Raw genomic sequence first — 13,641 nt, forward strand, 5'->3', positions numbered from 1 at the left:
TTGGATGAGGTCCTTGAGTAAGGCGGGACACGTGAAATCCTGTCTGAACATGGGGGGACCACCCTCCAAGCCTAAATACTCCCTGGTGACCGATAGTGAACAAGTACCGTGAGGGAAAGGTGAAAAGCACCCCGATGAGGGGAGTGAAATAGACCTGAAACCGGACGCCTACAAGCAGTCGGAGCCGCAACTGCGGTGACGGCGTACCTTTTGTATAATGGGTCAGCGAGTTTCTGTTTGCAGCAAGCTTAAGCCGGTAGGTGTAGGCGTAGCGAAAGCGAGTCTGAATAGGGCGCAGAGTTGCAGGTAGAAGACCCGAAACCGAGTGATCTAGCCATGGCCAGGCTGAAGGTGCGGTAACACGCACTGGAGGGCCGAACCCACGCCTGTTGAAAAAGTCGGGGATGAGCTGTGGCTAGGGGTGAAAGGCCAATCAAACTCGGAGATAGCTGGTTCTCCGCGAAATCTATTGAGGTAGATCGTCGGGTGTTTACCCTGGGGGGTAGAGCACTGGATGGGCTAGGGGGGCCCAAAGCCTTACCAAACCTAACCAAACTCCGAATACCCAGAAGTATAGCCCGGCAGACAGACCATGGGTGCTAAGGTCCGTGGTCGAGAGGGAAACAGCCCAGACCGCCAGCTAAGGTCCCCAAGTTGTGGCTAAGTGGGAAAGGATGTGGGAATTCCAAAACAACCAGGAGGTTGGCTTAGAAGCAGCCATCCTTTAAAGAAAGCGTAATAGCTCACTGGTCTATTAGAAATCCTGCGCCGAAAATGTAACGGGGCTCAAGCCACACACCGAAGCTGCGGGTGTAGAGTGATCTACGCGGTAGCGGAGCGTTCCGTAGGCCTGCGAAGGGAGATGGGGTGACCCCTCCTGGAGGTATCGGAAGTGCGAATGCTGACATGAGTAGCGACAAACAGAGCGAGAAACTCTGTCGCCGAAAGTCCAAGGGTTCCTGCGCAAGGTTAATCCGCGCAGGGTGAGCCGGCCCCTAAGGCGAGGGCGAAAGCCGTAGTCGATGGAAACCAGGTGAATATTCCTGGGCCTGCTAGAAGTGACGAATGCGAAGTGTTGTCGGGGCTTAACGGATTGTCCCGGCTTTCTGATCATTCCAGGAAATAGCTCTAGCATATAGACCGTACCCGAAACCGACACAGGTGGACTGGTAGAGAATACCAAGGCGCTTGAGAGAACCATATCGAAGGAACTAGGCAAATTGCTCGCGTAACTTCGGGATAAGCGAGACCCGTTTGTGGGCAACCATGGGCGGGTGGCACAGAGCAGGGGGTAGCGACTGTTTAGTAAAAACACAGGGCTCTGCGAAATCGAGAGATGACGTATAGGGTCTGACGCCTGCCCGGTGCCGGAAGGTTAAGAGGAGGTGTGCAAGCACTGAATTGAAGCCCCGGTAAACGGCGGCCGTAACTATAACGGTCCTAAGGTAGCGAAATTCCTTGTCGGGTAAGTTCCGACCTGCACGAATGGCGTAACGACTTCCCCACTGTCTCCGGTATGGGCTCAGCGAAATTGAATTCCCCGTGAAGATGCGGGGTACCCGCGGTCAGACGGAAAGACCCTATGAACCTTTACTGCAGCTTTGCAGTGGCATCAGGGGAGCACTGTGTAGGATAGGTGGGAGGCTTTGAAGCCTGGGCGCTAGCTCGGGTGGAGCCATCCTTGAAATACCACCCTGGGCGCTTCTGATGTCTAACTGAGACCGGTCATCCCGGTCCAGGACCCTGCATGGTGGGCAGTTTGACTGGGGCGGTCGCCTCCCAAAGTGTAACGGAGGCGCGCGATGGTGGGCTCAGGCCGGTCGGACATCGGCTGCTGAGTGCAATGGCATAAGCCCGCCTGACTGCGAGAGCGACAGCTCGAGCAGAGACGAAAGTCGGCCATAGTGATCCGGTGGTCCCGCGTGGAAGGGCCATCGCTCAACGGATAAAAGGTACTCTAGGGATAACAGGCTGATCTCCCCCAAGAGTCCACATCGACGGGGAGGTTTGGCACCTCGATGTCGGCTCATCACATCCTGGGGCTGGAGCAGGTCCCAAGGGTTCGGCTGTTCGCCGATTAAAGTGGTACGTGAGCTGGGTTTAGAACGTCGTGAGACAGTTCGGTCCCTATCTGCCGTGGGTGAAGGAGACTTGAGAGGATTTGTCCCTAGTACGAGAGGACCGGGATGAACATACCTCTGGTGTACCGGTTGTCGCGCCAGCGGCACCGCCGGGTAGCTAAGTATGGACGGGATAACCGCTGAAAGCATCTAAGCGGGAAACCCACCTCAAAACGAGGTCTCCCTGAGGGTCGTGGTAGACCACCACGTCGATAGGCCGGGTGTGAAAACGGGGCAACCCGCTCAGCTAACCGGTCCTAATCACCCGATAGAGCTCTCAAACTACACCATCCTGCACAGCAATCATCCAACCATAACCACATCCAATGCCCCTAACCGGGTGCCACCAAACGCACATCCATTCTCTTCTTCCTTCATCATTCATCGGCAACTGGGGCTGGATTGGCGGCCAGTTGACGATGAACAGAGGATCAAACCCCGTCACATCTCACTCCTCGCCCGAGGCAACTCAGGCCTAGGGTGGGTTGGACGACCTGGTGGCCATAGCGGGGAGCCTACACCCGATCCCATCCCGAACTCGGCCGTGAAAAACCCCAGCGCCCATGGTACTGCGTCCTAAGACGCGGGAGAGTAGGTCGCCGCCAGGCCTTCCAACCTACCCAACGAGCCGCACCGACCGCACCGCAGTCGTCACGCTCCCAAATCCATCACCCCCGCGGGGTGGAGCAGCCCGGTAGCTCGTCAGGCTCATAACCTGAAGGTCACAGGTTCAAATCCTGTCCCCGCAACCAAATTAAAATGAATGAAACGTCATCCAAGGAGATGAGCGCAATCAGCGCTTTTCCCGGATTATTGTAGAAGTCCTCCATCCAGACAACGCAGTCGCTGAGTTCATCGAGGCGCCACTATGGCGCCACCCGCGCCGCGGTTGTCGACTTGCCGCTTCCCTGCGCCCCCGGCAGCCCGATACGGATGAGGCGCCCCCAGTTCCAGCCTGTTCAACTATATCTCGCTTCCAAACACTGCATCGCCTAGCTCTGCGGGAGACGAGGTGGTGGCCCGTTTAAGCCGGGCGAGCCATCGGTCAGGATGATGGAGGTATTCATGAGCTACGACACGATGAGGGGCGGTGTGCTCGGCATCCCGCCCTGGAGAGGCTCGAGCATCGTCTACGACCGCGCCTGGATGATCTTGGAGCACCTTCGAGGGAACGGCTACGGGACCGGTCGAAATCCGGTCTACAAGGAGACGAGGCGGGTGGAACAGGACATGGCGACACTCATCTCCGCACTTGAGCAGGGTCATGAAGCCACTGTGCGGGAGCAGGTTCAGCACAACCTCCGTTTTCTCTCGGCGCAGCAGTTGGCGGCGACCAGCCGCTGAGGCCGTTCCGCTGACGGTCGAAAGAACCGCCCTCTCTGCGGCATCGGGCTGGTGGTGTAGCAAGCGCCGGCCGATGAGTTGCAGGAGACGTTCTCTCGCCGCCTGTCATGCGGTCTTGTCGAGCAGCACGTCCCTGATTTCGACGTCTCGCTCGATTGCAAGCAGTGTCTGCTCGAGATGCGCCGCGGTCTTCGCACCGAGCTCCTTCTCTTTCCCCGACCGGTAGAGCTGCAACAGCTGCGCGTGATCCCGGTTGTTGGACGTCATCAGCTCCGGCGTGGCGTGCATCGACAGCGTGACATAGGAGCCGGCGGCGTCCGCCAGGCCCGCAACCATGCGCGCCAGACGGCCGTCAGGGGCCGGCGCATGCAGAGCCTGGTGAAAGGACACATTCAGCGTCGCCCACCGCTCCGGATCCGGCTCATCGCACAGCTGCAGATGGATGGCCTCCGCCGCGTCAAGATGCGCTGGAGTGGCCATGCGGAGCGCGCGTATCGCGAGCATTGGTTCAAGCACGATGCGCAACTCGTAAAGTTCCCGCACATCCGCAAGCGTCAAGCTGCGAACGAGGACACCGCGATGTGTGTCGAGCCCGATGAGGCCTTCGGCCAGCAAGTCGCGGAAGGCCTCGCGCACTGGAGTGGTGCTCACGCCAAGCTGAGCGGCAACCTCCTCCTGCCGTAGCCGGGCACCGGCCATGTGCTCTCCCCTCAGGATCTTCGCCCTCAACACGCCAACAACATACTGCCGCGCGGTTTCAGGCCGCTTCTTATTCATAGTCTTCTATCCCTGTCTTCGCCGTGCCGCTCCGGGCCTGATAGCGCGTTACCGGCCTCATCTTCCAGAGACCGCAAGCGCCAATAGATATTGTGCACAATGCACAATATACGCGCAGCACTATGCCGACCGGCGAGGCCGTCACCGGCTCAGACCAACAAAAGCTCGACGGATCAAATGGTTACGTAAACCACAGGGGCGCTCCACCGACCGCGTGGGGTGGCACGCGGATTGCGATGGTAGCCACACAACCATGGTGGAGAGACATCGATGAGCAATTTACTGCCCCGGGCGCTTTCACGCCGGACCACATTGAAATTGGCGGGTGCCACAACACTGACGGCGCTTGCCGCTCCGCGAATCGCACGCGCCGCCGTGACCGAGGTCGCGTTCGTCGAGGCGGTCCATAACCTCGGCTATATCGATCTCTACGTGGGTCAACATGCGGGCTACTTCGAGAAGGCGGGCATCCACCTGAACGTGTCCGCTGCCGGCGGTGACACCCAGGCCTTCGCGGCCGTGCTCGGGCAGTCCGCGCTCTTCGGCATTGGCGACCCGACGATGGTGCCGATCTCGGTCGAGAAAGGTGGGCCAGGCAAGGTTGTCGGCAGCGTCGTGCAACGCGCGCAGTATTTCGGCGTCTCGAAGACATTGAAGCCCATCACGGATCCGAGGCAGTTTAAGGGCCTGCGCATCGTCACCTCGCCTGACCCGAACACAAACTACAGCGTGACCAAGCGCCTGCTGACCCAGGCCGGACTGGTCATCGGGCACGATGTGTTCATCCTGCAGGTGAGCCCGGGAACGGAGATCGGTGCGATGCTCGCGGGTCAGGCCGACGTGGCAATCGCGTACGAGCCCGGCGTCGCCGAAGCGGAAGCGCAAGGGGCCAAGATCATCTTCGACTTCTCGAACGCGATCGGTCCTTTCTGCAACACCGGCATCATGGTCCTCAATGACACCATCACCTCGAAGCCGGAGATCATCCAGGCTCTTTGCGATGGCTTCCAGCAGGCCATGCATCGCACCTACAACGATCCGGCGTATGCGAAGATGGTCGCGCAGAAAGAGTTTCCGCAGTTGTCTCAGGCAGTGACGGACAGCGCCATCGACAGCGAGCTGAAGTACCGCATTCCGTCTCAGTCGGTTGTGGTCGACCGCGCGCAGTGGGCGAACCTCATCAAGATGCAGGTCTATTTGAAGAACATCAAAGGAACCACGACCTTCGACCAGATCGTCGACAACACCTTCGCCGACAAGGCGGCCGCAGTCTGACGATGCAGCGGATGCGCCAGGGGCGGGCGGATGTTCCGCTCCAGGCCGAGGATCTCGGTAAGAGCTTTGTGTCGGAACAGGGCGAGGAACTGGAGATCATCCGGTCGCTCTCTTTCGCCCTTGGGCGAGGCGAGATCGTCAGCCTGGTCGGGCCGTCGGGCTGCGGTAAAACGACGCTTCTGAATCTTCTGTGCCGTCTGCTCGAACCGAGTCACGGCGCCGTTTTCTGGATGGGCGAGGAGCTTGCCACCGTACCTCCAGGCATCGGCTACATGCTGCAGAAGGACTTGCTGCTGCCATGGCGGACGGCCATGCAGAATGTGATGCTCGGCCTGCAGGTGAAGGGCGGCCCCAAGGCTCGGCAACAGGCGAGGGCGAGCGAGCTTCTGGACCAGCTCGGCCTCAACGGCTTTGCCGACCATTACCCGTCGACCCTGTCGGGCGGCATGCGCCAGCGTGTCGCCTTGGCAAGGACTTTGGCGCCGGAGCCCGAAGTTCTGCTGTTCGACGAACCGTTCTCCGCTCTCGACTTTCAGACGAAAATTCTGATCGAGCGGGATACTCTTAGACTTGTGCGCGAATTGCAGCGCTCGCTGCTGCTGATTACCCACGATGTGGAGGAGGCCGTCAGCCTCTCCGACAGGGTGATCGTTCTGTCGCGGCGGCCCTGCACCATCGTGTCCGAGCATCGCATCGAGCTTGCGGGTGATCGCAGCAATCTGATCGCGCTTCGGGAAAGCAAGGGATTTGCCCATTATGTCCGACAGATCTGGACCGAACTTGATATCCGATGAGTTGGCGCTGGCAGCGCCCGGCGTGACGCGGCAAGCCAGACGCGCGGCGACCGTTCGCCGCCGCCGTGGCCGCCACCTGCGGGTCCTGGCGTGTCAGATATTGTGCTTCGTTCTGTTCGTCGCCGTGTGGCAGTGGCAGACGATGACCGGTCACATCAGTGCGTTCCTTTACGGCTCACCGTCGGGAATAGCGACGGCCCTGATCGGCACGATCAAGGATGGCTCCCTCTGGACCGACCTCGCGGCGACGGCGCTTGAAACTTTAGCGGGATTCGCGCTCGGCAACGTCATCGGCACGACGCTCGGGCTATCGCTCTGGTATTCGCGTTTTGTGTCTCAGGTTCTGCAGCCCTTCATTCTGGCGTTGGGGTCGATCCCGATCATCGCGCTGGCGCCTATCACGATCATCTGGTTCGGGACCGGCTTCGCCTCGAAGGTTGCCATGTCTACGCTGTCGGTCGTCGTTGTCTCCGTCATCATCGCCTATAAGGGGGCGCTTGGGGTCGACCCTGACCAGATCAACCTGATGCTCTCGCTGCGCGCACGCCGGCCGCAGATCTTTCGCTTGTTGGTCGTCCCGGCTTCGATGACCGACATCTTCGCGGGCTTGAAGCTTACGGTCGGGTTCGCGCTTGTCGGTGCGATCGTCGGCGAATTCATGTCCTCGACGAACGGTCTCGGTCATGAGATCTTCAAGTCGGGAAGTCTCTACGCGATCTCTTCCGTTTTCGCCGAACTTGTGGTGACGGTCATTCTGGCCTTGGTTCTTTCTGGGATCGTCACGCGGGTTGAGCGTCTGCTCCTCCCCTGGCGCCACGATCTCTCCTAGCTCGAGCAAATGAGGAAAACTATGTCCAGGACTATCAAGAAGGACGGAAACCTGAAGTACGCCCTTGCCAGCAAGGAGCCTTGCATCGAGACCATCCGGCCGGGCGAGGTCATCGAGATCGAGTGCGAGATCAATTGCAACGCGGGTGTGATCGAATCACTAGACTCGAAGATAACGCCCGAGAAGGTGAGGTTCCCGTTCGTCAATCCTGCCACTGGCCCGCTCTTTGTCGAAGGCGCCCGGCCCGGCCACGTGCTTGCCGTCACTATCCACAAGATGGATCTGGACGAGATAGGCTACACCGCGCTGTTTCCCGGGAGCGGCATGTTTCCCGACTGGGTCAGGCGAAAGGAGTTCGGGCACCACACGCGCGCGATGCGTGTGGCCGACGGATTTGTGCATTGGAGCGACACCAGGAAGCTGCCGATCAAACCCATGGTCGGGGTGCTCGGGGTGGCGCCGATCCATGGCGGCGTGCTGACTGTCGATAACGGCGTCCATGGCGGCAATCTCGACGTGCAGGAGATCGGGCCCGGCAGCACGATCACCTTCGATATCCATCAGGAAGGCGCGGGCCTCTATGTTGGCGACTGTCATGCCCTGCAGGGTGACGGCGAATGCGTCGGCATGGGCGCCACCGAAATCGGCGCGCGAGTGACCTTCAGCGTGGAACTGCGTGAGAAGCCAGCCCGCATGACGTGGCCGCGGATCGAGACGGCAACGCATATCGCGACGCTCGGCTGCGCCAGGCCGCTCGAGGATGCTATGCGGATCGCGTTCGAGGAGATGGTCTATTGGCTGGCCGACGAGCACGGCTTTACCGAGGCGGAGGCCTATCTGTTCCTCGGCCAGATCGCGGAGGCACGGTGCACGCAGGTCGTCAACCCGAAGTACACCTACATCTGCAAAGTCGCCAAAGACCTACTGGGCTGACCTTTACCGCCCGCCGAAGTAAAGTTGCATAACAGCAACAAAACTGGACGCTAGTTCGCGCCAGCCGCTGCAGGTCATGGCAGGGGCGCTCGCCCTGCCGCCGGCCAGAACCACGCCAGGGCTGGCCATGACAAGCCGTAACCACTTTCCCCTTGCGTCCCTTTGCGCCCCAGGTCACACAGAGGCGTCGATTATGAGCAGCGCACTCAACCCGGCTGGAACTTGCCTGCGAGCGGGCCGCAGGGCCGGTGGCGGGCCACGGATCACGCATGTGCTCGATCAGGTGCGGGAGTATGACCGGCTGTGGGTGCAGGATGAGCGTTCGGCTGGTTTTCTACGTCGGGAGGCTGACGCTGTCTGATCCGAGGCTCCCCGGCGTTCCAGGATGTTTGGTCCGCGACTGCCTGCTGCTCGCTCCGGTTTCAGCTCCAATTGCCGCATCATCCACGCCCGGTTTCGCCCCAGGCTCAGGCGCATGAGCGCAGGGCAGGGCGAGGTTGAGCTTATCCCGGTGCGGAGCCGGGGCGAGATGCGGCGCTTCATCTCCCTGCCCGACCGGATTTCCCGCCAGGACCCGGTCTATGTGCCGCCTTTGCACTCCGAACAGGAACAGATCCTGTCGACCCGCAAGAACCCCTATTTCCTCCACGCCGAAGCCCAATACTGGCTGGCGCGGCGGGGCGGGCGGGATGTTGGACGCATCAGTGCCCAGCGCGACCAGCAGATCACCGAACCGGTCGGCCATTTCGGCATGCTGGCGGCCGAGGATGACCCCGCGATCTTCGACGCCCTTCTCCGGGCAGCGGAAGCCTGGCATCGCGAACGCGGGATGGCCCGCATCAGCGGCCCCTACAACCTGTCGCTGAATGAGACGGCGGGCGTGCTCGTGGAAGGGTTTGACACCCCGCCCATGCTGCTGATGACCCATGACCCCCGCTATGTCGGTCCGCGCCTTGAAGCGGCCGGTTATGCCAAAGAGAAAGACATCCTCGCCTATCTCTACGATGCCGGCACGCCGCTGCCGCAGAGCATCGAACGTCTGCTGAAGCGCCCTCTGCCGCCGGGATTGACGATCCGGCCGCTCGACCTCTCCCGCTACAACGAGGAGGTCAGGACCGTCAGCGAACTGTTCAACGACGCCTGGGTCAGCAACTGGGGCTTCGTGCCGCTGACCGAGGTGGAAACCACCGAGATGGCCAAGCAGCTTCGCATGCTGCTGAACGAGAAGCTGATCTGGTTCGCCGAGTATGAGGGCAGGTCGATCGGCTTCATCGTCTGCCTGCCGAACGTGAACGAGGCCATCCGGGACCTGAAAGGCAGCCTCTTGCCTTTCGGTTGGGCCAAGCTGCTGTGGCGGCTCAAGGTCGCGGGCCTGAAGTCGGCGCGCGTGCCGTTGATGGGAATCCGCCGCGGTTTCCACCAGGGGCTGATCGGCAGCCTCATCCCGTTCCTGCTGATCGACGCCGTGCGGCGGGAGGGGCTGAAGCTTGGCTTCCGGGCGGTCGAGCTCTCCTGGATCCTGGAGGACAACGCTCCGATGCGGCGGATCAACGAGGTCATCGGCAGCACGCCATACAAAACCTATCGCCTATACAGCAAGACGCTGGCCTGACCGGCCTGAGGGCCAGCTCCGCCGAAGGCTCCCGCATGGCCATCCCCGCCGTTGCGCACTTCTGCTGGATCGGGCCGCGCCTCTCCTGGGCCTCAGTCTTCGCCCTGATCTCGGCTGCCGAATGCGGTGACATGACGGATGTGATCCTGCATCACACGGACGGGCTGGAGGATGGCCCGGAACTTCGCGCCGTGAGACAAGCCAGAGGCGTTACTCTCGTCCGCATCGATCCGATGGATGTGCTGAGGCGGGCAGGGGAGGTTCTGGGCCTCGGCGCTGGCGAGCAACTGGTGGAGATGTACAGCCGGCTCCGTCGGGCGGTGGTCAGGAGCGATATCCTGCGCGCGGCGATCCTTCTGACCGATGGCGGAGTGTATCTCGACCTCGATACGATCACCATCCGGTCGTTGAGGCCGCTGTTGAATGCGTCGTTCTTCCTGGGGCTGGAGTATGTGGTCTGGCCGGTCGCCGCGCGCCGACACCGCAATCCGGCGAGATGGCTCCGCCAGATCGGCCTCGATCTCACCCGCAAGCTCCTGCGGGCGGCGCCGGGTGGCTGGAGGGGGTTCCGGCTCGTCCAAGGGCTCTACTTCCAGAACGTGAATAACGCGGTCATGGGGGCCGAGGCCGGCGCGCCGCTGCTGGCAGCCTATCTTCGTGCCATGCTGGCGGTGCCTACGGCACGCCAGGCCCTGCCGTATGCGCTAGGGCCGGACTTGCTCCAGACTATGATCGGGGACGCGACCGAAGGAAGCCTCGTCATCCATCCGCCGGAAGTCTTCTCGCCGCTGCCTCCGGAGATTTCGGAACACTGGTTCCGTCTCGGGCCTGTTGGACCGGTCGAGGCCGTCCTCTCGAATGACACGCGCATCGCTCACTGGTACGCGTCCGTTCGAACGGATGCGCTGGTGACGCATATCAGCCCTGCTTACGTTCAGAAAAATCGGCACCGCCAACTATACAGCAAGCTGGTGCATGCCAGCATCGGTCATCTGCGACACGTCTTTCCCCCTTCTGACTAGGTGATGACGCTCTCGCAGCTATTGCAACTTTGCCATAAAAGTTACATCCGCAGGCATCGTCTGCGCCGATCGCTGGTGTCAGCGCACACGAACTGGGCCAACCTCATCACCGACCAGCTTCAAGCGGCACTTAGAATAAGGTAGTTCATGATGTCCTCCGGCGACATCCGCATTGCGATTGCGGGCATAGGTAACTGCGCGAGTGCGCTGATCCAGGGCATCCACTACTACTCTCCGGAGCGGTGTCGGGAAGGCGTCGCCAGCCTGATGCATACGGAGCTCGGCGGCTACTACCCGCACGACATCCGCGTTGTCGCGGCGTTCGACGTGGATGCGCGCAAGGTGGGGCAGGATCTCAGCCGCGCCATCTTTGCGAAGCCGAACTGCACGACCGTGTTCAAAAGCGACATACCCTTGAGCGGCGTGATGGTGCGAATGGGTCCCGTGCTGGATGGCATTTCCGAGCACATGGCAACCTATGCCGATGACCGCACCTTCATCCGGGCTTCGGTCCGCGAGCCCACCAAAGACGAAGTCGTGGACGAACTGCGCCGCTCGGGCGCGGAAATCCTCCTGAACTACATGCCGGTGGGGTCCGAGCAGGCCGCCCGCTTCTATGCGGAGTGTGCGCTGGAAGCCGGGATCGCCTTCATCAACAACATGCCGGTCTTCATCGCCAGCGACCCGGCTTTCGCCGCGCGGTTCAAGGCGCGCAACCTGCCGATCATCGGTGATGACATCAAGTCCCAGCTCGGCGCCACCATCGTCCACCGCGTGCTGACCGATCTTTTCGTCAAGCGCGGCACGAAGCTCCTGCGCACCTACCAGCTCAACACCGGCGGCAACACCGACTTCCTCAACATGAAGAACCAGAGCCGTCTCGTCTCGAAGAAGACGTCCAAGACCGAAGCGGTCCAGGCCGTGACTGCGAAGCGCATGGCCGACGAGAACATCCATGTAGGCCCGAGCGACTACGTGCCGTGGCAGAACGACAACAAGATCGCCTTCATCCGTCTTGAGGGCCAGAACTTCGGCGACGTCCCGATGAACGTCGAGGTCCGGCTTTCGGTTGAGGATTCACCGAACTCCGCGGGTGTGGTCATCGACATGATCCGTTGCTGCAAACTGGCGCTGGAGAGCGGCATTGGCGGCGTCTTGGAGGCGCCATGCGCCTACTTCTGCAAGCACCCGCCCGTGCAGTACAACGATGACGTGGCATTCGGCATGATCGAGGAGTTCATCCGTAACACTGTCGCCGCACCCCGTGCCGTGAAGGTTCTTGCCCCATCATGAAGGGGCTGATCGTGGCGGCCGGGCAGGGCGTCCGGCTCCGGGCCAAGGGCGATCTCAAGCCGCTGATCCCGATCAAAGGGATCCCGCTGATCGAACGCGTGATCGAGGGCGCGCGGGAAGGCGGGATCGACGAGTTCTTTGTCGTCAGCGGCTATCGCGGCGATGAGCTCCGTGCAGCGCTGAATGCCCTGGCGGAGCGGGAGGACATCCGGATCACGCACGTCATCAACCGGGATTGGAACCGCGCGAACGGGCACTCCGTCCTCATGGCGAAGCAGTTCCTCGACGAGCCCTTCGTGCTGATGATGTGCGACCATCTGCTGGACCCCGACATCATTCGCAGCCTCATCGGCGCCTCCCACGAGCCCGGCACCGTCACTCTCGCGGTGGATTTCAATCTGGACAGTCCCTTGAACGATCCGGATGACGTGACGCGGGTTAAAAGCCAGGACGGCCTCATCCAGCATATCGGCAAGGTGATCCGCGACTTCGACTCCTTCGACACCGGCGTCTTTCTGTGCACCCCGATCATCTTCGAGGCGCTGGAGGCGAGCCAGGCGAACGGGGACGACAGCATCTCGGGCGCCATGAACGTGCTGGCTGCGTGGAAAAAGGCGCATATCTTCGACATCCGGGACCGCGTGTGGGTCGATGTGGATGACCCGGCAGCCTACGAAAAGGCGGAGCAGCTGCTGGAGTCCGGGCGCCTCTGATGCCCGGCAGTTTCTAGGTCATATGCAGTGACGGCGAACGACGAGCCGATACGGCGGACCTCCGAGATCGAGGAAGCCTCCAATCGCTGGTTGATCCATCCGGCATCGCGGAGCCTGCTGCCATGGTTCGTCGCATGGCGCATCTCTCCCAACGTCGTCTCGCTCTCCGGGATGGCTTGCGGCCTGCTCGCGGGCTTGGCCTACTCCCACGTCCCGTCTCGGCTCTGGATTGTGCCGGGTTTCCTGCTGATGCTGGCGTGGCATGTGCTGGATGGTGCGGATGGGCAGCTCGCCCGTCTCACTCACGCGCAATCCGAGCTTGGTCGCGTGCTCGACGGCATCTGCGATTACGTCACGTTCATCGCCGTATATCTGGGTCTGGCCCTTGCTCTGGCGCCTCGCGATGGGGATTGCGTATGGGTGGTGGTCGCGCTCGCGGGTGCTTGCCACGCGGTGCAGGCCGCGGCCTATGAGGCTCAACGCCAACTCTATGATGTCTGGGGGTGGGGGCGCGGTTCGCGCCAGCTTCAGGCAGTCGCGGCTGACGCGCCAGATACGGCGTGGGGCAGCCTGCACCGGATCTATGGCCGGATGCAGATGCTTGTGCTCGGCAATTCGCTCGAACTCGATGCCCGCCTCAGCGACCTGCTGCAGGCTGCGCCCAACCGGTCCGGGGCGTTGCATGCGCGATACCGCGAAACCTTCGCGCCGAGCGTTCGCCGCTGGGGCCTGATGTGTTCCAACTACCGCACCGCGGGCATCTTCCTCTTTTCGATGGCGGGGATTCCGCTCGGCTATTTTCTCACCGAGATCGTGCTTCTCACCCTCGTCTGCGTCTGGCTGATCCGCCTGCAAAACCAACGCGTCGCCAGTTTTCTGCGCGATGTGGCGCGTGAGGGCGTCCTGGATGAGGCGAGCCCGCGCTAGAG

The 13,641-nt window shown here is 61.5% G+C and carries 12 protein-coding genes, 1 tRNA gene and 2 rRNA genes (1 of these 15 cut by a window edge); 14 read left to right on the plus strand and 1 reads right to left on the minus strand.

Features of this window, described 5'->3' with window-relative positions:
* The 4 genes from ACOEQ1_RS02670 to ACOEQ1_RS02685 form a co-directional block, all read left to right on the plus strand.
* A 23S ribosomal RNA gene (locus ACOEQ1_RS02670) occupies nucleotides 1-2,402 on the plus strand (it extends 339 nt beyond the left edge of the window).
* Nucleotides 2,403-2,613: 211 nt separating this feature from the next.
* Nucleotides 2,614-2,728: ribosomal RNA gene (gene rrf / locus ACOEQ1_RS02675) — 5S ribosomal RNA — on the plus strand.
* 67 nt (nucleotides 2,729-2,795) lie between these two features.
* Nucleotides 2,796-2,872 (plus strand) — tRNA-Met (locus ACOEQ1_RS02680).
* A 313-nt stretch (nucleotides 2,873-3,185) separates the two neighbouring features.
* Entirely contained in the window at nucleotides 3,186-3,464 is a 279-nt protein-coding gene (locus ACOEQ1_RS02685; RefSeq protein ID WP_419757679.1) for a hypothetical protein, read from the plus strand.
* A gap of 105 nt (nucleotides 3,465-3,569) precedes the next feature.
* On the opposite strand, the gene ACOEQ1_RS02690 is transcribed toward ACOEQ1_RS02685, so the two are convergent.
* Complete coding sequence (locus ACOEQ1_RS02690; RefSeq protein WP_419757680.1) at nucleotides 3,570-4,241, minus strand: GntR family transcriptional regulator; 672 nt, start codon at nucleotides 4,239-4,241, stop codon at nucleotides 3,570-3,572.
* A gap of 270 nt (nucleotides 4,242-4,511) precedes the next feature.
* Here ACOEQ1_RS02690 and ACOEQ1_RS02695 point away from each other — a divergent pair, with 270 nt between their 5' ends.
* The 10 genes from ACOEQ1_RS02695 (at nucleotide 4,512) to ACOEQ1_RS02740 (ending at nucleotide 13,639) form a co-directional block, all read left to right on the plus strand.
* Complete coding sequence (locus tag ACOEQ1_RS02695; protein ID WP_419757681.1) at nucleotides 4,512-5,516, plus strand: ABC transporter substrate-binding protein; 1,005 nt, start codon at nucleotides 4,512-4,514, stop codon at nucleotides 5,514-5,516.
* 2 nt (nucleotides 5,517-5,518) lie between these two features.
* Complete coding sequence (locus ACOEQ1_RS02700; RefSeq protein WP_419757682.1) at nucleotides 5,519-6,310, plus strand: ABC transporter ATP-binding protein; 792 nt, start codon at nucleotides 5,519-5,521, stop codon at nucleotides 6,308-6,310.
* Nucleotides 6,273-7,139, plus strand: coding sequence for an ABC transporter permease (locus tag ACOEQ1_RS02705; RefSeq protein ID WP_419757683.1), 867 nt, complete (start codon nucleotides 6,273-6,275; stop codon nucleotides 7,137-7,139). The genes ACOEQ1_RS02700 and ACOEQ1_RS02705 overlap by 38 nt, the downstream gene beginning before the upstream one ends.
* A gap of 21 nt (nucleotides 7,140-7,160) precedes the next feature.
* Nucleotides 7,161-8,072: an acetamidase/formamidase family protein gene (locus tag ACOEQ1_RS02710; RefSeq protein WP_419757684.1), complete on the plus strand. Its 912-nt coding sequence runs from the start codon at nucleotides 7,161-7,163 to the stop codon at nucleotides 8,070-8,072.
* 193 nt (nucleotides 8,073-8,265) lie between these two features.
* The gene (locus ACOEQ1_RS02715; protein ID WP_419757685.1) at nucleotides 8,266-8,433 is read left to right on the plus strand and encodes a hypothetical protein; all 168 of its coding nucleotides are present in this window, start codon (nucleotides 8,266-8,268) and stop codon (nucleotides 8,431-8,433) included.
* 114 nt (nucleotides 8,434-8,547) lie between these two features.
* Nucleotides 8,548-9,684 carry a dATP pyrophosphohydrolase gene (locus tag ACOEQ1_RS02720; protein ID WP_419757686.1) on the plus strand — a complete coding sequence of 379 codons (1,137 nt, stop codon included), beginning with the start codon at nucleotides 8,548-8,550 and terminating at the stop codon, nucleotides 9,682-9,684.
* Between the two features lie 35 nt (nucleotides 9,685-9,719).
* Nucleotides 9,720-10,706, plus strand: coding sequence for a glycosyltransferase (locus ACOEQ1_RS02725; RefSeq protein ID WP_419757687.1), 987 nt, complete (start codon nucleotides 9,720-9,722; stop codon nucleotides 10,704-10,706).
* 147 nt (nucleotides 10,707-10,853) lie between these two features.
* A complete protein-coding gene (locus ACOEQ1_RS02730) occupies nucleotides 10,854-11,999 on the plus strand; it encodes an inositol-3-phosphate synthase (RefSeq protein ID WP_419757688.1) in 1,146 nt (381 codons plus the stop codon).
* Nucleotides 11,996-12,712 carry an NTP transferase domain-containing protein gene (locus ACOEQ1_RS02735; RefSeq protein WP_419757689.1) on the plus strand — a complete coding sequence of 239 codons (717 nt, stop codon included), beginning with the start codon at nucleotides 11,996-11,998 and terminating at the stop codon, nucleotides 12,710-12,712. Before ACOEQ1_RS02730 ends, ACOEQ1_RS02735 begins: the two co-directional genes overlap by 4 nt.
* A 27-nt stretch (nucleotides 12,713-12,739) precedes the next feature.
* Nucleotides 12,740-13,639, plus strand: coding sequence for a CDP-alcohol phosphatidyltransferase family protein (locus tag ACOEQ1_RS02740; protein WP_419757690.1), 900 nt, complete (start codon nucleotides 12,740-12,742; stop codon nucleotides 13,637-13,639).
* Nucleotides 13,640-13,641 lie beyond the last annotated feature (2 nt).

The sequence above is a fragment of the Acidisoma sp. genome (assembly GCF_965199065.1).
Lineage (GTDB): Bacteria > Pseudomonadota > Alphaproteobacteria > Acetobacterales > Acetobacteraceae > Acidisoma.